Raw genomic sequence first — 24,285 nt, 5'->3', positions numbered from 1 at the left:
TTAATCAAATGCCAACCGATCTATGTAAGAGTAGATGTCTTCAATGTGACAGGGATAACCGAAGGCAATGTGTACAAAGCTATCGACTAAGGATTAGCATCAGTCATTCGGCAAATGTCCGAAACGCCATAACTGGGGAGTCATTCTGGTTATGGCGTTCGGGCATTCTTTACTTGTATGATGGTGTAAACTGAGATGTAAGGAGCCGGTTAACATGATCAATCGGAAATGGCTGGGATCGAACAATTCCCTGCCGATGAAGTTAGCGCTTAGCGTATTGATAATGACGCTACCGCTGGTCGGCATGCTGCTCTACAACAACTTCTATGCCATTCAAGTCGTGCGGGAACAAGTTGCCTTATCCTACTATGAGACGCTGAGCCACAATATGAATCAAATTGACGATGCTTTGAACGCCGTGGATGCTTACATGAATACGATCGCATTCAGCAGCGAGTTGTTGTCTGTCGGACAGAATGTGACGGATGAAGATTATTACGCTGAAAAGTACTATCTGTTTAACAAGCTTAAAGATGATATTGCGTTGTATCCAATCCTGAATGCGTTCGTCGTATATGAGGAGGATAGGCAAGACTTTTTGGACGTCCCCAGTAATAGGGATTTTTCGTTCGAAGAAATGGAACATGTGAAGGATTTTATCGCGGAACTGATTCATAGCGGCGAGTATTCAAAGGATAAAATAACGAAACGGTGGCAGAACTACGAAATTGGACAGGATAACTATCTCATTGATATCGTTCAAGCAGGGGACGCATATCTAAGTGCATGGATTCGATCGGATAAGTTGGTCTCACCGCCACAGTCGCTGAAGACGGGGAAGGAAACGGAAATCTTGCTCGCTAACGATCAGGGAGAAGCGATCACAAATACAACCGCTATTCTCGACAATGGGATCGATTTGCGTGAGGATATGGATAGTTATTATTTATCCGGTACAGATCAGAAATTCCTGGTGGTAGACGGACGTTCCGCTATGGGGGATTTCAGTTTGGTCACCTTAATTCCGGATCAAAACATATTGAGCAACCTACCGTACCTTCAACGGATCATCTGGCTGATCATGTTCGGAGCGTTGATTTTCATCCCGCTTGGCCTCTATTTATTAAGAAAGTCATTCTTGGTCCCTTTAAACCGAATTCTGGTTGCTATGAAGCGAGTCCGCGAAGGAGATTGGAGCATTCAGGTCGATATGGGCAAGACGTCTTCCGAATTTACGATTCTGGGCCAGTCGTTCAATGCCATGATGACAGAGATTCAGAAGCTACGCGTGGATGTCTTCGAAGAACAATTGAATAAACAGCGGGAAGAGTTGCAGCGCTTACAGCAGCAAGTAAACCCCCACTTTTTCCTTAATGCCTTGAATATTGTATACAACCTGGCGAAGGTCAAGAACTATGGGGCGATACTGGAGATGATCGAATCCTTGATGCATTATTTCCGGTTCTTGTTCCGCAGCACGACTTCATTCGTGAAGCTCAGGGACGAGCTAGAGCATACCCGGAACTATCTGAAAATCCAGAACATGCGATTTCCGGGTCAATTGACCTGGAGTATCTCTGTACCCGAATATTTGATGGATATACCTGTGCCCCCTCTCATTATCCAGTCGATTGTAGAGAATTCGATCAAGCACGCCGTCACGTTGGATGATCCGCTACACATTACCGTGCAGATCGATTTCTTCGACAAAGAAGTAGGTTCGAGGATGATGATAAGCATTAAGGATACTGGCTGCGGATTCGGCAGACAGGTGCTGAGCGAACTACAAGAGGGAAAGAGCATCCAAAATGACAAGGGAGAGCATACCGGCATATGGAATGTGCAGCGCCGTGTATGCCTGTTATATGACGAATCTGTATCCATTCACTTCGATAACGACGAGGAGACCGGCGGTGCCAAAGTGGATATGATTCTTCCTACCGATCCGAGAATGGAGGAAATGACATGACCTATCAAATTCTTCTAGTTGACGACGAAGCGCATGCCATTGAAGGCGTCAAATCGGATCTAGACCTGAACAAATTAGGAATCACGGGATTGTTCACGGCTAACAACATCAGGCAGGCGAAAGAGGTGTTTGAGCGGGAATACATCGATATCATGCTCTGCGATATCGAAATGCCGAAAGGCAACGGATTGGAGCTGTTAGAATGGGTTCGGGAGCATCATCCGATTACGGAAACGATCTTTCTGACGAGTCATGCCGATTTCAAATATGCAAGGGCTGCCCTGCAGCTCGGGAGTCTCGATTATTTGTTGAAGCCTGTGCGTGCCGCCGATCTGGAAGGTGCGATTCGCAAAGCGCAAAGCGCGATTGACCGCAGCACCGAGATCAACAAGTCTCACCAGTTCCATCAATTTTGGGTAAAGCATCATTCTCTGATCATCGAGCATTTCTGGTTCAATCTTGTTAACCATTCGACAACGATCCAACCGGCTGCGGTCCGCGAATTGATCGAGCGTCACCATATCCCGTTTACGGAAGAATCGATCTTTCTTCCGATCTTAATTAGCGTCCATAGATGGAACAAACCGTTGAAGCGAAGCGATGAGAAGATTTTGGAATACGCCTTAAAGAACACGGCGGAAGAGATCATTCTGAACAGCCATGGTAATGGCATTTGTTTTCATCTAGAGCCGGGAATGCTTCTTGTCATCGTTTCGGCCGAGCCCGCGACCGAGTGGAGCCCTGATCGGTTTCAAGAGGCCTGCTTGCAATATATCAATGCCTGCCATCGTTATTTCTATTGCGATCTTTCTTGTTATATCGGCAGGCCCGTACAAGCGCATGAGATGGCCGAAATCGTGGCTGACTTAAGGGTACAGGACCGAAATAACGTAGCTTTCGAAAACCAAGTCCACACTTACCTGGATACCAAGCATTCGGATCGGCTGATCACATTACCTGACTCTAGCGTTTTGTCTTCATTGTTGAAAGCTGGGAAGAAGGAAGCCGTTATTCACGAATTGGAGTCGTATCTTGCAGAACGCGTTCGGGACCATGGAATGGATGCCAGGGCGCTACATCAAATTAACCAGTCCTTTATGCAGATGCTCTATTCCCATCTCAATAGTAAAGGGATCCAGGCGAACCAATTGTTCGGAGACGACTTGTCGAAGCTCATGGCGGAGACGGCAGGTCGTTCCGTAACAGATACAATGGCCTGGGTCGAGCATGCCGTCGGCAAGGCGATGAATCAGTCGGAAACGATTCAGGAGACCGATACGCTCATCCAGACCGTCAAACAGTATATTGCCCTTAACATTGATCAAGACCTATCACGGGAAATGGTTGCTGAACAAGTGTTCCTGCATCCCGATCATCTGACTAGAATTTTCAAAAAACATACGGGACAATCCATATTCGAGTATATCATCCTGAAAAGGATTCGCATTGCCAAAGAGTTATTGCTCCAAACGGACAACCCGATCAGTGACATTGCAACAGCTATAGGGTATTCCAGTTTTTCCCATTTTTCGAAATTATTCAAGAAATATACCGATCTGGGCCCGAACGACTACAGAAATCATTATCGAGGTAAATAGGATGTCGAGAAAGCGCTATCAGAGAAGTCGAGATCGAGTTAGCCTGAATATTCGCAGGGAGCTAATATGAAGAGGCAACAAACCATTATCTCAATCAGGGGGAAGTATCATGAGAAGGAAAGTAAAATTAGCTAGTTTATTGCTTGCAGTATTCATGTTGGTCAGCATGCTTGCCGCTTGTGCGTCAAACAACAAGGGTGAGGGAAACATTGCACCTGATTCTTCTTCGACTTCCAATGGGGAGAACGCCGGACAAGCTAATGAAGGCGGGGATGACGCCACGAAAGACCCGTATGAAATCACGTTAGCAATGCCGATCTTCGGTACAGTCCCGAAAGACATGGAAGCAGTTCAAGCCGAGATCAACAAAATTACGCAAGCCAAAATCAATGCGACGGTGAAAATTCTCCCCATCAGCATCGGCGCATGGCAGCAACAAATGAATCTCATGATGTCCGGCGGCGAAAAGCTGGATTTAGCGTTTACTTTCGGTTCAGGCTATCCGACTCAAGCTGCAAACGGACAGATCATTCCTATGGATGACCTGTTGTCCAAATACGGTTCGGGAATCGTGCAAGCGGTTGGGGCTGAATATTTACAGAGCGCCGAAGTCGACGGCAAGATTTATGGCGTGCCTACGATTCACGATTATGCGGGGAAAAGCGGAATAATGATGAGGAAGGACCTGGTCGAGAAGCATAACATCGATGTGGCTTCCATTAAGACACTGGATGACTTGGACAACGTGTTTAAGACCATTAAGGACAATGAATCTGGAATAGTTGCACTTGGAATCGGATTAGGCGGCGTTACCTCCACTTATCTAACGTATGATTCGCTGGGTAACCATATTGGCGTATTGCCTGGATTCGATAACGGGCTGAAAGTGGAGAATTACTTCGAATCCGATGAATACGAAAGTCTGGTCAATAAGTTGCATGACTGGTTCAAGGCAGGCTATGTGAATAAGGACGCGGCAACGGCTCAGGTTCCGGAATCGAATCTTGTGAAATCCGGCAGCTCATTTTCCTACTTCGTGAATTATCATCCGGGCATGCAGGGTTCACAAGAGCGTCAGATCGGGCAAGAATTGATATTCGTTGAGTTGCAGCCGGATCATTATGCGACGACTTCGAAAGTAATGGCCGGGTTGTGGGCGATCAGCCAAAACTCCAATAATCCGGAACGTGCCATGATGTTCTTGGACCTCATGTATACGGACAAAGATATCACTAACCTTATGATGTGGGGAATCGAGGGCCAACATTATGTGAAGGTAACGGATACGACCATCGATTATCCGGCCGGCATCGATGCGACTACAGTTGGCTATCGCAACGAATCCTGGTTAATGGGCAATGCTTTCCTGACTTACCTCATGAAGTCGGAAGATCCTGAAACTTGGAACTTAACTAAGGCATATAATGATAGCGCCATTAGATCGAAAGCGCTTGGCTTCGCATTCAACACAGAGCCGGTCAAGAACGAAATCACGGCTATCAATAACGTCATGCAACAATACCGGAAGGTTCTGGAGACCGGCACGGTTGATCCTGCTAAGAAGCTGCAAGAGTTCATAGATAAATTGAAAACGGCTGGGATCGATAAAGTAATCGCAGAGAAGCAAAAGCAGTTGGATGCTTGGGTGGCTGCGAAAGAACAACACTAAGATTGTAAGGCTGCTCCCTCTAAACAGTGGGAGCGGCCTTTATTTTCGTTTTGAGTAAACGTATCGTTAAAGATGTCGAGATATCGCCATTGAGAAAGTCGCTTTTACGTTAGTTGACTTGTTCTGCTTCCCCTACAATTAAAGTAGTATCAGAGAAGTAAAACTATATTAATTCTGCATGGAGGGATGTACAAAATGACACTTCAATTTCCTGCCGGGTTCCTGTTCGGGGCATCAACCGCCGCACATCAGGTAGAAGGCAATAATACGAATTCCGATTTTTGGCTCATGGAACATTTGGAGGTAACCTCGTTCAAAGAGCCATCGGGGGATGCCGTAGACCATTATCGGCTGTACCGCGAAGATATCGCTATGCTGGCCGGATTCGGACTGAATGCATACCGCTTCTCCATCGAATGGGCAAGAATCGAGCCTGAAGAGGGCAAATTCGACGAAGAAGCGATCGAGCATTACCGCGATGTTCTAAGAACCTGCAAGGCATTCAGGATTACGCCGATCGTGACGCTCCATCACTTTAGCTCTCCGGCATGGCTCATTCGCGAAGGGGGCTGGGAATCAGAGAAGACGCCTGAACGCTTCGCCCGTTACTGCGGTTACGTCATTAGGGAACTGGGCGAAATGATTCCTTACGCATGCACAATCAATGAGGCGAACGGCGCAATTGGCATCGCCAAAATAATAAAGCAATTCCAATCGGCATCTTCTACCGCGCAAGTCGGCATTAATATCGATTTTGCAAACCGAATGAAAGAATATTACATGGTTTTAGGGAATGCGTTCGGTATATCACCGCAAGATGTCCACCCGTTTCTAGCACCTCGAACGGAGAGGGGGTTGCAGATTATATTCCAAGCGCATGAAGAGGCAAGACGGACAATGAAGCAAATTCGGCCGGAAATCCTGATCGGAATTACGCTGTCGCTCTTTGATTTCCAAAGCGTCTCCGGCGGCGAAGAGCATGCGGAGCATGCCCTTCAGGAGGAATTCCAACAATTCTTGCCTTATTTGAAGGATGATGATTTCTTCGGACTTCAAAATTATACCAGAGAAATATACGGTCCTGACGGTCAACTGCCGGTTCCGGAGGATGCGGAGAAAACGCAGATGGGTTACGAATATTATCCGCAAGGGTTAGAGTCCGTTATCCGTTACGTATCCAAAAATCTGGATATGCCGATATTCGTTACGGAGAACGGCGTGGGAACAGACAATGACGAGAGACGCGTGGCTTTCATTGATCAAGCTTTGAAGGGCGTTCATGCTTGCGTGTCCGACGGGATCCCGGTCAAGGGTTATATGCATTGGTCGCTGCTGGACAATTTCGAATGGCAGCTCGGCTACTCCAAGACGTTCGGGCTCGTGGCAGTGGACCGGTCGACGCAGAAGCGCATACCCAAGCCAAGTGCCTACCATCTTGGGAGCATTGCACAGAGGGGAGCTTTGCAATCATGATCCGCGATTTGAACGCATTAATTGCCGAAATGACGGTAGAGGAGAAGGCGTCCCTATGCTCGGGCATGAACAGATGGAAGACGGAATCGCTCGACGGACTGGGCATACCGTCCATGATCGTGAGCGACGGACCACATGGTGTGAGAAACCCGAACAGGGAAGACGATTTCGGGATGCATGACGTGACAGACAATCGACCTAGCACTTGTTATCCGACCGCTTCCGCATTGGCATCGTCGTGGGACAGAAAGTTGATGTTCGAAGTCGGAGAAGCGCTGGCTAAGGAAGCGAAAGTGCTAGATATTCAGATCCTGCTCGGCCCAGGCGTCAACATGAAGCGTTCGCCTCTTGGCGGGAGAAACTTCGAATATTTTTCAGAGGACCCGTATTTGGCTGGGGAGCTCGGAACCGCATACGTTAAGGGACTCCAGAATCAAGGCGTCGGAGCCAGCGTGAAGCATTATGCATGCAACAACCAGGAACACGAAAGGATGAGCATCAGCGCGGAAGTCGATGAGCGGGCGCTTCGTGAAATCTACTTACCCGCATTCGAGAAGATCGTCAAGGAAGCGAAGCCATGGTCGATCATGGCCGCTTATAACAAAGTGAACGGTCAATTCGCGACAGAGAATCCCTACTTATTACGAGAGATCTTGAAAGACGAATGGGGTTATGAAGGAATCGTATTGTCCGATTGGGGGGCGACGAGCGATCGGGTCAATGCTCTTTCTGCCGGACTCGATCTGGAGATGCCGGGCCCTTCTCCAGCGAACGATAAGAGGATCGTCGAAGCGGTCAAATCGGGACAACTCGATGAGCAAGTCTTGGACGACGCCGTACGTAGAATTCTTCGTATCCTGTTCCAAGCGTTGGGTCGGCGGGATACCGGTTCTGCAGTCGATTATGAGGCACACCACTTGTTGGCTAAGAAAGCCGCGGTAAGCAGCATCGTTCTCTTAAAGAATGAGGACAATTTGCTTCCGCTGGACGCGAACGGGACGTCATCCGTTGCGGTCATCGGGCAAATGGCGGTTCAACCCCGCTTTCAAGGGGGCGGAAGCTCGAAGGTCAACGCGACCCAAATCGATATTCCGTTCGATCACATCTTATCTCATGCTGGAGAAACGGTTGGAGTGGTATATGCTCAGGGCTATTCGTTGGAAGACGAGCTTATGAGCCAGACACTGCTGGAAGGAGCTGTTCGAGCCGCAAAGGGCTCCGAGGCTGTCGTGCTGTTCCTCGGACTGCCGGATAAGATGGAATCGGAAGGTTACGATAGAGCGCATATCGATTTGCCTGACGATCAAGTCACGCTACTGCGAGAGGTTGCGAATGTTAACGACAAAATCATTGTCGTTTTAAGCAACGGATCGGCAACATCGATGTCTTGGATCGATGATGCGAAGGCAGTTCTGGAAGGCTGGCTATCCGGTCAGGCAAGCGGCTCTGCCATTGCCGATATCTTGTTCGGGAAAGCGAATCCGGCCGGGAAACTGCAGGAGACGTTCGCTTGTCAAGTGGAAGACAATCCATCATACCTTAATTTTCCAGGAGAAGAAGGGAAGGTCGAATACCGGGAAGGCATCTTCGTTGGTTACCGCTATTATGACAAGAAGAATATGCCGGTGCTGTTCCCGTTCGGGCATGGATTATCTTATACGTCGTTCGACTATGCAAATCTGCGTCTTAGCGGGGATACGGTAAAGGATATGGACGGCCTGATAGTTGAAGCCGACATTACAAATATCGGCACAATGGAAGGCGCAGAAATCGTGCAGTTGTACGTGATGAATGCGAAGGCCAAATTAATCAGGCCTGAGAAAGAGCTAAAAGGCTTCGAGAAAGTCAACCTGCGTCCAGGCGAAACGACAACTATTCGTATCCGGCTGGAGAAAAGGGATTTTTCCTACTATGACCCAACCCGGAAGAAATGGGTGATGGAGACGGGCAAGTTCGAAGTTTGTCTGGGCAAATCATCGAGAGATATTTGCCTGAGACAAGCCGTAACCGTGGTATCCACGGATAAACTGGAAATAACTTTAACCGGCGATAGTCTTGTGAAAGACTGGGTAACATCGATTCACGGAAAACGAACCTTGTTCGCGATCTTGTCCGAGGAGAACATGAAGGAGCAAATCGAAAACGCGCTTCAAGGCGATCATGCGGAAATGGTACTGGGCATGCCGATGCGAAAGATGTTCTACTTCGATCCGAACCGTGCGGAGAGAGCGGATCAGATTATTGAGCGGCTGCTGATTCGGTTGAAGGAGGAGTCCTAGAAGAATGGGACGCGCGAACGGAAAAGTCGCAATCATAACTGGTGCCGGAAGCGGCATCGGAAGGGCTAGCGCAATTCTGTTGGCTCGAGAAGGTGCTAAAGTCGTATTAACGGACATTCACTCGGAGAACTTGCACGTCGCAGCCGAAGAAATCGGGGCCTCGCATGGCGAAGTGATCACATTTACGCATAACGTTGCCGTAGAGGAAGATTGGATATCCATCATGTCGAAGACAATTTACGCCTATGGGAAGGTTAACGTGCTTGTGAATAGCGCAGGCAGTAGCAGCAAATCGGATACGACGGATGAATGGAAACGCGTGCTGGATATTAATCTGACGGGAAGCTACTTGGGAATGAAGCACGCCATACCGTTCATGAAGCAGGCTGGCGGCGGTTCAATCGTGAACATCGCCTCCCTTGCTGGACTCGTCGGAGGAGGGTTCAACGGTTATGCCGCATCCAAAGGCGGAATCCGCGCTATCTCCAGAGCGGCGGCCGTAGATAATGCAAAGGACAATATTAGGGTAAATTCCGTCTACCCTTGCTGATCATTACACCAATGACGGAAGGCATCCTTCTCCATGAACAGCTGAAGAAGAAGTTCGAGGAGAGGACGCCGCTGCCGCGCTTCGGTACGGCGAACGATATCGCAAACGGTATATTGTACCTAGCGTCAGATGAAGCATCGTTCGTAACGGGTACAGAGCTAGTCATCGACGGGGGCACAACCGCTTCATGACGATTGCCGTCCACACTGGAATGGAGAGAATCCGTTGGTGAATACCGCACGTAATTTAGTAACTAATAGGACTAGGGAGTGAATACATCCATGACGTCGAAACTTTTGGAAGTGCTATCAGGCAAAGAAGAAAATTATATTTTACCATTCTTTTGGCTGCATGGGGAAGGGGATGATGTGCTGCGCGAAGAAATGGCCCGCATCCACGAGTCTGGCATTCGGGCGGTTTGCGTGGAAGCGAGGCCGCATCCGGATTACCTGGGACCCAAATGGTGGATGGATATAGACGTCATTATGGATGAGGCTAGGATGCGTGGTATGAAGGTGTGGATTTTGGATGACGACCACTTCCCGACCGGACATGCGGCAGGCCGATTGAAGGATGCGCCACCTGAACTCCGTCGTCTTTTTTTATGGGAAAGTCATGTTGATGCCATAGGTCCGCGTGCGCATTCCGCTTTCTTGGTATCACCTGTGCCTTATCGCCCGGAAGCGTTCAGCAGGGGAGGCAGTATGGTTGCGGTAATCGCGGTCAAGCGTGATCCGGTAACTGGGGGATTAACGGAGGAGAGTATCGACCTGACGGCTAGCGTAGAGAATGGCAAATTGTTCTGGAGCGTGCCCGACGGCTATTGGCGCATCTTCACGATTATCGAGGGAGAGCATGGTGGGGATCCGAAGAAAAGCGACTATGTGAATTATCTCGTGGCCGAGTCCGTTCGCGTGCTGATCGATACCGTGCATGAGGCATTCTATGCACGTTACCGTAATGATTTCGGTGGAACGTTGGCCGGCTTCTTCTCGGACGAGCCTGGCTTCTACAGCGATAGGGATACATGGGACTTTAATTCTAAAACGGGCAAGAAGGGAGCCACGCTTCCATGGAGCATAGAGATGCACAGCCTGATGGAGAAGGAGCTAGGTTCTGACTATAAAAGGCTGCTTCCCTTGCTCTGGCATGATGAAGGCGAGAATGGATCTCGAACTCGTTACTGTTACATGAATCTTGTGAGCAAGCTGTACGCGGAAAATTTCACAGATCAGATCGGCAATTGGTGCCGGGAGCGCGGGGGCGAGTATATCGGCCATGTACTTGAAGATAACAGTGTTCACGCCCGGCTCGGCAGCGGCGCGGGACATTTCTTTCGAGCACTTGGCGGACAGGACATGTCCGGACTGGATGTCGTTCTCTGGCAGCTTCGTCCTGGATTCGACGAAATTCCAACAAAAGGAATAGTAGGAGAACTCGATTCGGAGTTCTTCAACTATGGCATGGCTAAGATGGCCGTGTCGTTAGCCCACTTGGATCCGAAGAAGAGAGGGCGTACGATGGCCGAGGTTTTCGGTGCTTATGGTTGGACAGAAGGTCTTAAGTTAATGAAGTGGCTAACTGATCACATGCTTGTCCGCGGCGTGAACTACTTCGTTCCTCATGCCTTCTCACCGCGAGAATATCCGGACTGGGATTGCCCACCGCATCTCTATGCCAGAGGCAAGAACCCGCAATACCGATATTACAAATATCTGAATGCTTATACGAATCGGTTGAGCCATCTCCTGTCGGGCGGAACGCACGTTGCATCTGCAGCCGTGCTCTATCATGCCGAGGCGGAATGGTCTGGGGACTACATGTATTTTCACAAGCCCGTTAAAGAATTGATTCGAAATCAGATCGACTGCGACGTGCTGCCATGCGATACGATCGTTCAAGACGTCACGGTTCAAGACGGCAAGCTCTGCATGCACGGCGAGACCTTCGATTGTCTTATAGTTCCCTACAGCGACGCACTTCCAACAGTTGTATTGGTTCGCATGCATGAGCTGGCGGAGCAGGGACTCTCCATTTTCTTCATCGATGAACTTCCGCGAAGGTCTAGCGAGGGGGGGCATCATCCGAATGAGCTAGCCAGGCTTGCCGAGAACGAGCGGATCGAGGTCATTCCTCTCAAAAAACTCGCGGATAGGATGAATCAATCCGGTTATTACGAAGTGCAGGTCAGGGAAAGCGAGCCGTTCTTGCGTTACTACCATGTGAGACATTCGGATATGGACGTCTTCATGTTCTTCAACGAGCACCCACGCAAGGCCATCGATACGGAGGTTCGTCTGCCGGTATCGGAGGGTGTGCTAGCGTATGATGCCTATGCCAATAGGCTCCAAGAATTGGAATACGTGCCGGATGGCAACGGATCCATTCTGCGGCTAACATTACACCCAACGGAAAGCATTGTCGTGGTCGCAGGAAATGGTGTAGCCAAGATTAACACCGAGCCGCGGAGGGCAGTATGCGAACATTCGCGCCTCGAGGGACCATGGTCGGTTTCTACGGCCAAATCCGAGCAGTATCCGGAATTTACGCCATGGCGTGAATTGGAGATGTTATCGGATCTAAGCCGAGAGGAGTTGCTACCTTCCTTCTCAGGGACGATTCGCTATGAGACTGAATTCGATTGGTCATCTGCGTCCGGAAATCGCGTGGCGATCGATCTTGGCGAAGCTTACGAAACGGCTGAGGTATTCCTGAATGGGGAATCCGCAGGTGTCCGCATTGCCGCTCCTTATCGGTTCGACATCAGTGACTTGGCACGGGAGGGCATCAATTCGCTTGCCATTGAAGTGACCAATACGCTTGTGCTTGAGACGCCTGATTCCTTGTCGCGTATGGGGCAGCTCGAGCCAAGCGGGTTGCTTGGGCCAATCCGGTTGCTCGTTGGCGATCTGTCTGAGCATGAAGAGTAAATAAAATTATGAGATGATCGGTCGTAAGCTTCACCGCTGCGAGCTTTGGCAACCAGAATACGAGCCAGCTTGCCGCAAAGGTTCATCACTGAGCGAATTGGCTGATCATAATTGCGACATTTATCTCCATCTCGCCTGTTTAAAGTCTGCCACTCACCACTTAAAGTTTACCACTAAGCCGCCGAAAATCAGGAATTAACTCCTGATTTTCGTTCGGCTTTTTTTCCACTCTTTTACCAGGAACCTGGATTTCCTTGATCTTTCTACTCAACCTTTTTTCTTCTCATGTGTTTGCTCGACTTAACTTTTTTAAAAAAAGAAACCGTTTTAGCGGTTACCAATAAATCGATATCATCATCAGTTTTGATCAGATAAATACGATCATGGACATGTTTAATGTCATATAGACTATCCAGATGTGAATTTACACAATGATCTGTCCAGCCTGGTTTAGCAGGTTGATAAGAGAATAAGTAAATTTTTGCTGTCAATTGTACCCCCTCCCAGTATCGTCAATAACTCGTTATTCCTGTTCTATGATGTTTAGGACACTTTGCCTTAGATCGTTTAATGGCTTATCGCTTTCAACTTAATAGAGGATTATGCAGCGCAAACTATCCGTATTAGAATAACGTGAGTCATATGCGGTTAAAATAGAAATACTATGGAATCATTGATAAGGGATTAATGCTTATACCCAATGGAAGGGATGGTAGCATGGTTTTTGAAATTACTGAATTAATGGAACAAAAAAATAGTAATCCAACTAAATAGCCAAGTAATGACATCAACTAGCTCTATTCATTTTGCTTAGAGAAAGAGGTGTTTTTTTGCATATTATTATAAATTCTATCTTTGAACGATTAAATGTGAATCTTGAAACGGAACGTGATCTCATTTTTAAAACGATTTCTGATCGGCAGGCCCTTAAAGTCTACCGAATTAGGAGAACAAAAGCTAAATAAAAAGAAAGCGCTGGCTATATTGTCTTCAGATGCCTTGTCTTCCGTTGCGTACGGGCCGGAACAATTCTTAATTGTTCTCGTTACAATTGGGGCCGCTGCCTTCTGGTACTCCATCCCGATTGCGATTGGCGTATTAGTATTGCTGACCGCACTCATTTTGTCCTACCGGCAGATAATTTTTGCTTATTCGCATGGTGGTGGAGCCTATGTGGTATCCAAGGAAAACTTGGGGAAATACCCCGGACTGATTGCCGGCGGTTCGTTGTTGGTGGACTATATTTTGACGGTGGCAGTAAGTATATCGGCCGGTGCGGACGCGATTACCTCAGCTTTTCCAAGCCTGCATGAGCATAAAGTAGTTATCGCTATTGTCTTCGTGATCCTGATTACGATTCTAAACTTAAGAGGGGTAACGGAATCCGCTTCCGTACTTGCTTATCCGGTTTATTTATTCGTGCTGGCTTTATTCATTCTGATTGGTACAGGCTTGTATAACATTTTAACCGGTAACGTTCCGGCAGAGCTGCATACCTCATTGGGCACGCCGGTAGCGGGGATCAGTCTATTCCTGCTGCTGCGCGCATTTTCCTCCGGGAGCTCTGCGTTAACGGGTGTAGAGGCGATATCCAATGCCATTCCGAATTTCAAAAGTCCGGAGGCTTCTAACGCCGCCAAAACCTTAGTGGCCATGGGAGCCTTACTTGCTGTTATGTTCTCAGGAATTGTTGTGCTAGCCTATTACTATGGTATAGCTCCCCGTGCTGATGTGACGGTCGTGTCGCAAATAGCCGAGCAAACGTTCGGCCAGAATGCGATGTATTTCTTCATACAGGGAACCACTGCATTAATACTGATTCTGGCTGCCAACACCGGGTATTCCGCATTCCCCTTGCTGGCTGTGAATCTGGCCAAGGATAAGTTCATTCCGCAGATGTTCACCATGCGTGGAGACCGGCTGGGTTACTCTAACGGTATTATTATCCTGGGTGTTCTGTCTATGCTCCTGATTTATGTATTTGAAGGGAAGACAGAGCAATTGATCCCATTATATGCTGTAGGTATGTTCATTCCCTTTACGCTGTCACAGACAGGAATGATGGTTAAGTGGCTCCGGGAAAAACAGGCGGGCTGGCTGCAAAAATTCATCATCAACACCGTTGGTGCTCTAATCAGCCTCATCGTTACGATGATGTTCTTCTTGACCAAGTTCACACAGGTCTGGCCGGTATTTGTATTTTTGCCGATTCTCCTTCTGGTGTTCCACCGGATTCATAAGCATTACGAGGCCGTTGCCGACCAGCTCAGAATAACCACCTGTGAGGAAACGATTAAGATTGAAGGCAATGTAATCATCGTGCCGGTTGCCGGAATTACTCATGTGGTGATGAACTCCCTGGAATATGCCAAATCGCTGAATCCGCAGCAGATTATCGCCGTGTATGTGCCTTTCGAAAGAGAAGAGGAAGCAATATTCGAGGAGAAATGGAGAAAGTGGCAGCCGGAAATAAGATTAGTGACACTGTATACTCCTTATAGAAGCATCGTACAACCGTTGACCAAATTCATTGATACGATCAATTGGAAGGCCGCAGAGCTGAACCATAGGGTAACAGTCATCATTCCACAGTTCATTCCGAAGAAAGGCTGGCATAACATCCTTCATAATCAATCGAGTCTGCTAATACGTGCCCGGTTACTGTTCCGCAGCGATGTTATTGTCACTACTGTTCCTTATCATTTGAAGAAGTAATATGTTTCATACATTAGGCTGGTTTCATAAAAGAAGCCTGCACCCCATACCGGGCGTGCAGGCTTTTTGTTATTTCCAATCCTCTAAGCTAAGCCTAAGCGGCCTGCTTAGACGGCAATGCGCGGCGGACAAGCTTCGCCAGCTCCATCACGATGACCGAGCCAACGGCAAGGCCAGTGGCTGTGAGCCAGTGGTCCATCCCGAAGGAAGCGGGGATGGAGAAAATGTCTCTGACGCCGGGCAGGACGGCAATGCCGTAGAAGGCAAAGCAGACCATGACAGCGCCGATCACATATTTGTTGCTGAAGAAGCCGGCTTCCACAGAGGTCTGGCTGTTGGAGCGGGCTGCGAAGGTCTGGAGCGTATGCGCCAGAATCAGCGTGGTGAAGGCCATGGCAATGCCCATTTCATCGGAATGCTGCAGCCCGATGTACTGGGAGACAATGACGGCAATCCCGATCAGCAGACCGCGGGTAATGACAGCCTGCATCATGCCTCCGGCGAAGATGCCTTCGCCAATGTCCCGTGGCTTGCGGCTCATTACATCCGGCTCAGCCTTCTCCATGCCCAGGGCAATAGCGGGCAGGGAATCGTTCGCCAGGTTGATGAACAGCAGCTGGATAGCGGTGAACGGGTTAATCCAGTCTATGTGTAATACAGTGCTTAATCCGCGTGATCCCTATTATTAAAAGAACTTAAAAGATATTAAATCTTTAAAAGAATTAAAAGAAATAACCCAAGTGCGCGCAAATGTAAACCGCTAATTTCTACGACTATCGCCGCGTCCGCCTATTTCTGCCCCTTTCTCGCGCTAAACTTTCATTATCTAAACCAACGGAGGTATCACGCACATGAACGCTAAATTCCCGGATAATCCGCTACTCGGTCCGCTATCCCGCGCAGACTTCATTACCGCTAACACGCCGCTCATAGAAAAGATAATCGTGCGCTATTTTCGCGGTCAACTCGCCGCCACACATACGCCGCGCACCGACGCGATGAACGATGGCGCTATCGGACTCATTAACGCATACGATCGCTATAACGACGCATCCGTCCCGTTCGGCTCGTTCGCCTTTCCGCATATATACGGAGAAATCCGAAACGCACTATCCCGGCGGCCATCTACCGGCATCCGCATACCGAACTGGCTGTATCCGCTGATTAAACGGATTAACCGCGCTGGCCTGGCGGATGCAAGCGCCAAAGTCGTAGCGCTGGAACTCGGCATCACTGTTAAGCAAGCGCGCCAAGCCCTCCGCTGTATACGTATAGCGAAGACGGACGGACTGGCGGATGAAGATAAGCGCAGCAGTACGGACGACTATACGCACCTGGCCGCTGACGAGTTTATCGCGCGATTAAAGCCAAAGCCGCAGCGGGTTATCCACATGTTAATGGCGGACTATACGCAGTCGGAGGTCGCGCGCTCACTCGATATGTCGCGCCAGGCCATCCGCTCAGTAATCCTCCGTGTACGCGCGGATTACGAAGCTTACGATAAAATTAGCGCGTAGAGTGTACGTTATGAATTTGGCGTACGTCATATTAAACGAAGGGGGCTACGTTATGAAATTCCGCAAGAAAGCCGTTATTGTCGACGCGGTCCAATACACGCCGGGACTCGAAGACGGCTACGCATGTTACGCAATTGAAGGAGGGTCCCGCGCCGGCCGATTCGTCGGCTATCACGATAAAAGGACGCCGATACCGCCGGGATTCCGCAAGGTTCCCGCAATCCGAACGCTCGAAGGATTCCACGAAATCAGCGCGGGCGATTGGATTATTACCGGTATTGCCGGCGAGCGCTATCCGTGTAAGCCGGAGATATTCGCGCAAACGTACGAGGCCGCCGACGGTCCGCCACACGAAGAGGAAGCGCACGAAATGATACGTTAAACCTATGTAAGCCGCTATTACCCTGAGCCGGAGCATCAACGCTTTCGTACGGAGAGTATCGCGTACGCTAACGGAATGATGTACGTATTGAATACGCTTGGTATAAAAATCGAAGGAGTGAACGTGCAATGTCAACGTTAGTCAAACCGGTAACAATTCCACGCGAGGTGGCGGACGCAATCGAGTTTCTACGGAGAGCGGGGCGTGATAACGAAACGTTAATATACGAGGTTATTAACCCAACGCGTGGTTACAACGATACGCTCACGCACTTGCGATCTATCCCGTTCAACACGTTAATGCGCGCTCTGCTTGACGGATATGAACGCGAGCTAACGGAGGAAGAGCAGGCTTACGTGAGAATCGCGGAGGCATACGATTATTGCGCCAACGGAAGAGGAGCGCGTAGTCACGCTGCACAGGACTCAGCTTATGCGCAAGGAATTAAGTTCACGCTTAACACGTTAAACATCGTTATCCCCGGCGTCAACGATACGGAGGTGCGTGCGTAATGTCTACGATTAAACCGGTAACAGTTCCGTGTGAAGTGGCGGACGCGATCGAAGGCCAAGTCTTACGATTACACAGCCCAATCATGAGATCCAGCAAACGCATGAATAATTTAAATGGAATATCTTCGGCTTTTTTCGAGAGCGTCGAGTGATCTACAGAACGTTGCCCACAAAGGGCCATTCGCTGTTCTCCGTCCCGATACCCCTCCACTGTTGGAAGGCGGCTTCGCTCAAAAAAAGAAATAAATCATAAACCGTAAACTTACGTGCAACATCGATATAATTCAATTCTTCGAGGAGAGAACGTACTTTTTCTTCGGGAATCACCAATTGCAGAATATTCGATAATGAAGTAGACTTTTTCATGAGGTCGCCTCGTTTCCGACGTTTGTAGGGGTACAAACACTTTACCGAATGAGCGGCCTTTTTTCTACCTTTTTTTGGTTAATCAACAGGCCTAATACCTTTATAACCAACGAACAAAAAGCCATTCCGCAAACTCAATCTGAACGAATGGCTTATATTCTGAAAAAATTGGTGCAAACCAAACAACCGATTTATGTTTATGATTTAAGCGAATCTCTATTTATCAGCGAATCCACGCTAAGACTGGATTTAAAGTATTAAATGGATGGATTCGGTGGAGGCTGATCCCCATGCGCAGATGGGTTCGCCCAGCCTATTCCGTAAGCTCGATGGGACATATGGCTTGGTTGCATTGGGGAACAACTGTGGCACTTCCATCTATTTGTGGGATTCGGACGATCTGCTTTCCTTTAAGAACCAGCGGTGTGTTTAGATAAATACGGAAGGGTTGGCGGTTGAAGACCCTAAAATCATGTTTGACTCCAAGACGGGATCCTATCAGTTATATTGGAAAAGCGCGAACGGAGGAGAGTCTTACCATTCCAGCTCAGGGAAACCGGTGGTTGTCCGTACTTTGGACATTGGAGGAGACTTATTTAAAGCTGCCTAAAGAAATGAACCCTTTTCTAGGCTTTAGGGAAATTCGTTTATGTTTGGAAGAACAAGCTGTTTTCCGTACACAATTACGTGCATTATTGCGTGCGGGCGTCTATGGTAATCTGAAAATTATGTTCCCAATGATTGCAACCGTTTCTGAATTTAGGGAAGCAAAATCCATCCTTATGGAAGAAAAAGAAAAGCTTGCGGCAGAAGGAGTCAAAGTGGCCGAACAAATATGGATGCGGCAGAGAAAAAATCGTCTACCTCGACGTGATGGATTACAATTAACGATTTAGCAAACGGGTGATTCGCGGCTTTGCGATCTGGAGGTTAAAAAGAAAGAAAGAGATGTTTGATTCGCGATACCCGGTGCAGGAAGGGCATGAAGAACCCGCCTAATTCCCTTGTTCCTGGGGGTGGGGTAACAACCACACCTACAAACAAACACCCGAGTAGCTGTTCTCTTACACAAACTTCTTGACGTTACCAGTTTGGTGGTGAAGAATCAGTAAGAATCATTAAAATAACCGTGTAGGAACTTAAAAATGCCCGATTGAGTGTGGAATTCATCAATTGTATAGTTAAATTGTAAACGGATTCATCAAAATAACGAGCGGATAGCTTAATTTGGCCTCTATGTGACATTAAAGTGGAGTGATTAAAAAATTGATAGGAGGAAGTCTATGTAATTTACATAGGGGCAAACTATCATCCTCACAATTGGCCACGATAGCGTTGGCCAGTCCATCCTAGTTTACCACTCCGGTCAGTCATGTACGTCACAGCGGTACCAAGCAGAGAATAGATTTGCCTGACAGCCACCCTCACAGCTTGCTTAACAATAACATTTATCAGGGGCGAATTGTTTTGCATCCATAGAATGTTGAGGAGATTGATGTCCATGAGTGATGTAGGATGGCTGAAGGATTTCAAGAAAGGAGCGATTTAGTGAAGCATGCATTTAAAGTGTCAGATCTCAAAAAAATTCGTTTGATTGTCAACAGTGATGCCAAGAATGAAGCGGACGACCAGTATGCAATCGTTCATGTACTGCTAACGTCTCAATTTATCGTGAAAGGCTTGATTGGTGCCCATTTCGGCGAAGAGAGGAGCACATCCTCAATGATAGACAGTGTGAAGGAAATTGAACTTCTTTTGGACCTCATGGGCTTGTCTGGCGAGTATCCTGTTCTTTGTGGAGCCGAGCGCGCCATGCAAGACGAGAGGACGCCTTCTTTATCCGACGGTGCAGAATTTATTGTTCGTGAAGCCATGTCCGATGATCAAAGACCTTTGTTCGTGATTTTTCTAGGGGCTATCACTGATTTGGCTACGGCCTACCTCATGAATCCGGCGATTGCCGATCGTTTGACAGCTGTATGGATAGGTGGTGGAGCCTGGCCAAACGGGGGGGTGGAATACAATCTGGGTAACGATATTCACGCAGCAAATATCATATTCAACTCTACAATTCCGCTTTGGCAGGTTCCTAGAAATGTGTACAGCAAGATGCGGGTCAGCATCACTGAATTAAAACAAAGAGTAGAACCACACGGCGCAATTGGTCGATATTTAGTTCGCCAATTATTGGAGACATATGAGAAATGGGAAAACAATCCGGATTGGCCAAGGGGGGAAGTATGGACTTTAGGAGATTCGCCTGCGGTAGGGTTGCTAATGAATGATCAACCCTATGATTATGAATTGAAACCTGCCCCCCGCATATCTCCAGACATGACTTATATCCATTATCAAACGAAGAGATTAATCAGAGTATATCGAGATATCGATGCGCGGTTTATTTTGGAAGACATGTATGCTAAATTGGAGTTGTTTAATGGTTGAGAATTTAACTATATAGACCGCAATTGAGATCATAACCTGACGAGCAGACAATGTACGGTCCCCAGCGGATGCTTATTGATTTGCTTCATAAATTGGCTGCTTCATGTTTGCTATACTTGACACTTTACGTTGTCTGCCACGAGGGAACCAATTATATTGCAGTGCTTGATAGGAACGAATTAATTCGTCCTCAAAGAGCAAATGATCGATTTTTTCGACTTCAACCTGTTTCTTGAGCAATGCAAAGGTATGCTTTTTGAAATACGCTTGAGTGTCCTCGTCCGCATAGGCAAGCGTATAGGTTGCTTTGGTAAAACTGGAATTCATCCATTTTAGCATCGCGCTGATCCAACGTACGCTCATTTAGATACCAAATTCCTGTTCGATCTACTCCGCCACAAGCGGGAGAGTCCAGGTATACCGAGCTTCAAAACCCCATATCTACCGGTTGTTGCTGTTCCAGCATCGCCGCTAACTGTTACGCTGTTCCTGCGTGAGCTTTGTCGGTTGTCCAGGGGAATGATCCAACTTCAGGCCGGACAGACCTTGCGTTTGGTAGGCTTTCCAATAGAGACCGATGGTTTGACTCGCGCGACTTAGTAGATCATTGATCTCTTCAAATGTGTGTCCTTCCAGACGAAGACGGACTGCCAGGTACCTTTCGTAGAGTTGTTTATCCGATGATTGTTTCATTGCTGCATTCAATTACTCGATTTCTTCGTTTCTTATTTTCATCGCCGCCTGCGGGTAGGTTATTACTATTCTTTACTCGATTTGGTGACTAAAATGATTTTGGCAGTTTCTTAAATGTGTTCTATATGTAAAAATTGTGAGGGAACTTTAAATATGAAGCCAATACCTTATCTTGAAATTAATGAAGAAGGGCTTTCGACACTATTTGTGGACGGGAAACCTTATATCGCATTTGCAGGAGAGATTCATAATTCCAGTTCGTCCAGCTTAACTTATATGTCAGAACAGGTATGGCCCTATTTAAAGGGATTATATCTAAATACGGTAATTGTCCCAGTATACTGGGAACAAATTGAACCGACCAAGGGTGATTTTGATTTTTCAATCGTGGACGGAATTGTTAAACAAGCGAGGGAAGAGAAAGTTCGTCTAGTATTACTTTGGTTTGGACTTTGGAAGAATGGCACTTCCATGTACACTCCAGGATGGATTAAACGAGATTATAAAACGTATTTTCGGGCCTGTTACAGAGGAAGTATTCCTTCAAATACAATCTCCCCGTTGTGTGAAGCCGCTGTTACAGCGGATGCAGAAGCTTTCAGCAGCTTAATGAAACATTTAAAAGATATTGATGGTGAACAGAATACAGTAATTATGATGCAAGTCGAAAATGAAATTGGTTTTCTAAACAGCGCGAGAGACTTCTCTGCCTTGGCAGAAGCACTTTTTGGAAAAGTTGCTCCACAAGAGATTTGTGAGGCATCTGGTAGGGTTGGAACATGGAGTGAATTATTTGGTGAAGATGCTGATGAATATTTTATGGCATATCATTATGCCTGTGCAGTAGAAAAGATCGCGAAATCTGGAGCTGCAGAGTATGATTTGCCATTGTTTGTAAATGCCTGGTTAGAACAGTTTCCAAAACGGCCGGGTGCGTATCCAAGTGGAGGACCTATCGCCAAAGTAATGAAAATTTGGAGACTTGCTGCACCATCAATAGCTTTATACGCTCCTGACATTTACTTGCCCAACTTCGCTGAGGTTTGTGAGGAATATACAACAGATAAAAATCCTCTGTTTATACCTGAAGCACGAAGAGATCTTGTTTCTGCAACCAATGTTTTTTATGCAGTCGGCAAGCATAACGCAATTTGTTTTGCGCCCTTTGGAATCGAAGAGTTTCTCAAGGAGCCGACAAAATGGGCACATTCGATTGATCCTGCTCTGCTTCTGGCATTAAATATAGACAAGTCAGGCTTTACTCTGAATGGTACGGGTCCTTTTCTTGCAGAGAGCTATAAGTTATTAGGGAATATGTCAGGTACAATTTGTAAATATAGAGGCTCCGGTAAAATGACAGGCTTTTTGCAGAATCATGACCGGGGCACTATTTTATCCTTGGAGAAATATGATCTAAAAATTACTTATCAACGAGAGGAAGAAAACTACCCGATTTCTGGTGGGCTTGTCATTGAAGTTTCAGAAGATCAATTTATCTTGGCAGGGATAAGATTTACTGCAGAGTGGCTTCCAAAACGAGGAGAGAACTCAAAAGTTGATTATATTAGTATTGAAGAGGGGACATTCAATAATGATGAATGGATCATGAACAGAAGGCTTAATGGAGATGAGGGTAGCAGAATCTCGGTAGGAAATAAACCTTCAGCTTTAAAAATAGAATTGTATAAATATGAATAGAGGATAGTAAAGGTTGATATATTGTGTAGGGAAGCAGGCAGAGAAGCAGCGGCTCCATCATTTCAAAAAAGATACTACTTTTTTAATGTAAGCCAGATTTCTTTCCAGCACTAACTTGGTAGAATGGATGTACAAACACTATGAAGGACTTACCGATTTATACTATGTATCGGATGTATGTGTAAGGGGAATATTTTACGATTTTTAAGAAATTCCTAGAAATTCCTAGAGATTCCTAGAGATTCCTTTTTTTAAATCTGTTCATTGATAATGATGCCGTATGTATTTCTAATCGAGTTGTTTAAATATAACGCTTATCTATGAAATTGAGCTCAATCCTGAAAGCATGTAATCGATTGGTAAGTCGTTTGAACTTATTTGTGGTAACCCGCTAATACTATACTGGGGAGACCCTCCCCTGCACGGGATTTTTTTTAGAAACCCGTAAAGAGACACTCTATAAGTCCAAAAGGCGAAGTGAACCGTCTGCAGGTAGGGAGTCCGAGAGGCTAATAGTACCGAAGAACCTAAGGACAACATAACCTTGGGGAGGGAAGGAGCTCACATGTTCGCGCATTGGCTTTCGACCTAGCCAATGAGGAGCGGAAAGAAGCCGTAACCAATCGGCTGGCGGAACTTGTTATCGAACAGGATTACCATTTGAATACAGGTTTCCTGTCCACACCGTTTTTTCTCCACGTCCTGGCTGAATACGGATATCTGGATGTCGCTTACCGACTCCTGGAACAGGAGTCATGTCCGTCCTGGTTGTATGCCGTGACCAAAGGCGCAACAACCATTTGGGAAAGCTGGAATGGAGTATCGCCGGAGGGAGAGCTGGCTTATTCGCTGAATCACTACTCCTATGGGGCGGTATGCAATTTCCTTTTGCCGATGTGGCCGGTATTCGACCTGTCACAGAGCAGCCGGGAGATGAGCATTTTGTTATTAAGCCTTGGATCGGTGGTACATTAACGTATGCTTCTGCGACATATGAATCTCCCTATGGCCAAATCGAATCCAGTTGGGAAAAGACCGATGAAGGGGTGGACTATCGGATTGTTGTACCTGTCAACACAACAGCAACCGTCATGCTGGAAGGAAGTGAAGAGGACACGAAACGTTTGTTGGCGGACTTTGAAAGTGTATACTATAAAGATGGGCGTGTCATATTGGAAGTAGGCAGCGACTCTTATCACATTAAAGTCCAGCAATAGAAAAGATTCTGCAGTCCGGAAGCTTCGCTCTGGCGAGAACGCTTCCGGATTTCAGAATCTTGAGTTTAGAAAAATTATCGGTGTATCGTTTCGAATATGGAATTGATTTTCTCTGAGATAGCAAACTTACCGTTGTCAAACTTCCATGGCACAATGACGCCAATCATAGCAGCAATGAATGTATCCATTAACTCTTTGGCAGATTTCCGGGAATGAATCTCATTCCTTTTGGTCGATTGATTGTTAATTCAATAGAAGAGCCCATTGCCTCG

General features: G+C 47.1%; 17 protein-coding genes and 3 pseudogenes. 16 read left to right on the top strand and 4 right to left on the bottom strand.

Translation table 11 applies throughout. The features are described from left to right. Nucleotides 1–214 precede the first annotated feature (214 nt). From P40081_RS26605 to P40081_RS26575, 7 genes and pseudogenes are all read left to right on the top strand, one after another. Complete coding sequence (locus P40081_RS26605; protein ID WP_042139210.1) at nt 215–1,969, top strand: sensor histidine kinase; 1,755 nt, start codon at nt 215–217, stop codon at nt 1,967–1,969. Next, nucleotides 1,966–3,567, top strand: coding sequence for a response regulator (locus tag P40081_RS26600; RefSeq protein WP_042139209.1), 1,602 nt, complete (start codon nt 1,966–1,968; stop codon nt 3,565–3,567). Before P40081_RS26605 ends, P40081_RS26600 begins: the two co-directional genes overlap by 4 nt. 109 nt (nt 3,568–3,676) lie before the next feature. Then, nucleotides 3,677–5,236: an ABC transporter substrate-binding protein gene (locus tag P40081_RS26595; protein ID WP_042139208.1), complete on the top strand. Its 1,560-nt coding sequence runs from the start codon at nt 3,677–3,679 to the stop codon at nt 5,234–5,236. Between the two features lie 195 nt (nt 5,237–5,431). Continuing rightward, on the top strand, nt 5,432–6,709 hold the full coding sequence (locus P40081_RS26590; protein ID WP_042139207.1) for a glycoside hydrolase family 1 protein: 1,278 nt from the start codon (nt 5,432–5,434) through the stop codon (nt 6,707–6,709). Continuing rightward, a complete protein-coding gene (locus P40081_RS26585; RefSeq protein ID WP_042139206.1) occupies nt 6,706–8,988 on the top strand; it encodes a beta-glucosidase family protein in 2,283 nt (760 codons plus the stop codon). Before P40081_RS26590 ends, P40081_RS26585 begins: the two co-directional genes overlap by 4 nt. 79 nt (nt 8,989–9,067) lie before the next feature. Further along, nucleotides 9,068–9,729, top strand: a pseudogene (locus P40081_RS40155) (SDR family NAD(P)-dependent oxidoreductase). 90 nt (nt 9,730–9,819) lie between these two features. Beyond that, on the top strand, nt 9,820–12,468 hold the full coding sequence (locus tag P40081_RS26575) for a glycosylhydrolase-like jelly roll fold domain-containing protein (protein ID WP_042139205.1): 2,649 nt from the start codon (nt 9,820–9,822) through the stop codon (nt 12,466–12,468). Nucleotides 12,469–12,731: 263 nt separating this feature from the next. On the opposite strand, the gene P40081_RS26570 is transcribed toward P40081_RS26575, so the two are convergent. Continuing rightward, a complete protein-coding gene (locus P40081_RS26570; protein ID WP_042139204.1) occupies nt 12,732–12,959 on the bottom strand; it encodes a hypothetical protein in 228 nt (75 codons plus the stop codon). Nucleotides 12,960–13,356: 397 nt separating this feature from the next. Here P40081_RS26570 and P40081_RS26565 point away from each other — a divergent pair, with 397 nt between their 5' ends. After that, a complete protein-coding gene (locus P40081_RS26565; protein WP_042139203.1) occupies nt 13,357–15,183 on the top strand; it encodes an APC family permease in 1,827 nt (608 codons plus the stop codon). 94 nt (nt 15,184–15,277) lie between these two features. On the opposite strand, the pseudogene P40081_RS26560 reads toward P40081_RS26565, so the two are convergent. Continuing rightward, a pseudogene (locus P40081_RS26560) lies at nt 15,278–15,838 on the bottom strand (cation transporting ATPase C-terminal domain-containing protein); the annotation flags it as partial. A gap of 196 nt (nt 15,839–16,034) precedes the next feature. Between P40081_RS26560 and P40081_RS26555 the strand changes: the two are divergent. The 3 genes from P40081_RS26555 (at nt 16,035) to P40081_RS26545 (ending at nt 17,594) form a co-directional block, all read left to right on the top strand. After that, nucleotides 16,035–16,700 (top strand): sigma-70 family RNA polymerase sigma factor, encoded by a 666-nt coding sequence (locus P40081_RS26555; protein WP_042139201.1) that lies wholly within the window; start codon nt 16,035–16,037, stop codon nt 16,698–16,700. Nucleotides 16,701–16,752: 52 nt separating this feature from the next. Then, entirely contained in the window at nt 16,753–17,082 is a 330-nt protein-coding gene (locus P40081_RS26550; RefSeq protein WP_042139200.1) for a hypothetical protein, read from the top strand. 128 nt (nt 17,083–17,210) lie between these two features. Continuing rightward, a complete protein-coding gene (locus P40081_RS26545) occupies nt 17,211–17,594 on the top strand; it encodes a hypothetical protein (protein ID WP_042139199.1) in 384 nt (127 codons plus the stop codon). Nucleotides 17,595–17,747: 153 nt separating this feature from the next. Here the strand turns inward: P40081_RS26545 and P40081_RS26540 are convergent, their stop codons facing one another. Beyond that, on the bottom strand, nt 17,748–17,960 hold the full coding sequence (locus P40081_RS26540) for a hypothetical protein (RefSeq protein ID WP_042139198.1): 213 nt from the start codon (nt 17,958–17,960) through the stop codon (nt 17,748–17,750). Nucleotides 17,961–18,510: 550 nt separating this feature from the next. On the opposite strand from P40081_RS26540, the pseudogene P40081_RS37860 reads away from it, so the two are divergent. After that, nucleotides 18,511–18,796 (top strand): annotated as a pseudogene (locus P40081_RS37860) (putative PEP-binding protein); the annotation flags it as partial. 679 nt (nt 18,797–19,475) lie between these two features. Further along, complete coding sequence (locus P40081_RS26530) at nt 19,476–20,405, top strand: nucleoside hydrolase (RefSeq protein WP_042139196.1); 930 nt, start codon at nt 19,476–19,478, stop codon at nt 20,403–20,405. A gap of 72 nt (nt 20,406–20,477) precedes the next feature. Here the strand turns inward: P40081_RS26530 and P40081_RS36705 are convergent, their stop codons facing one another. Beyond that, complete coding sequence (locus P40081_RS36705; RefSeq protein ID WP_052422025.1) at nt 20,478–20,768, bottom strand: hypothetical protein; 291 nt, start codon at nt 20,766–20,768, stop codon at nt 20,478–20,480. A gap of 483 nt (nt 20,769–21,251) precedes the next feature. Here P40081_RS36705 and P40081_RS26520 point away from each other — a divergent pair, with 483 nt between their 5' ends. From P40081_RS26520 to P40081_RS37855, 3 genes are all read left to right on the top strand, one after another. After that, on the top strand, nt 21,252–22,796 hold the full coding sequence (locus P40081_RS26520) for a DUF5597 domain-containing protein (protein WP_042139195.1): 1,545 nt from the start codon (nt 21,252–21,254) through the stop codon (nt 22,794–22,796). Between the two features lie 576 nt (nt 22,797–23,372). After that, the gene (locus tag P40081_RS40150; RefSeq protein WP_042139194.1) at nt 23,373–23,771 is read left to right on the top strand and encodes an alpha-L-rhamnosidase-related protein; all 399 of its coding nucleotides are present in this window, start codon (nt 23,373–23,375) and stop codon (nt 23,769–23,771) included. Further along, nucleotides 23,672–24,013: an alpha-L-rhamnosidase C-terminal domain-containing protein gene (locus P40081_RS37855; RefSeq protein WP_442950234.1), complete on the top strand. Its 342-nt coding sequence runs from the start codon at nt 23,672–23,674 to the stop codon at nt 24,011–24,013. Before P40081_RS40150 ends, P40081_RS37855 begins: the two co-directional genes overlap by 100 nt. Nucleotides 24,014–24,285 lie beyond the last annotated feature (272 nt).

Origin of the sequence: Paenibacillus sp. FSL P4-0081, assembly GCF_000758565.1 — a bacterium.
Taxonomy (GTDB): domain Bacteria; phylum Bacillota; class Bacilli; order Paenibacillales; family Paenibacillaceae; genus Paenibacillus_AQ; species Paenibacillus_AQ phytohabitans.
Note: the sequence above shows the minus strand (reverse complement) of the source record. Positions and strands in the feature narration are given on the sequence as shown.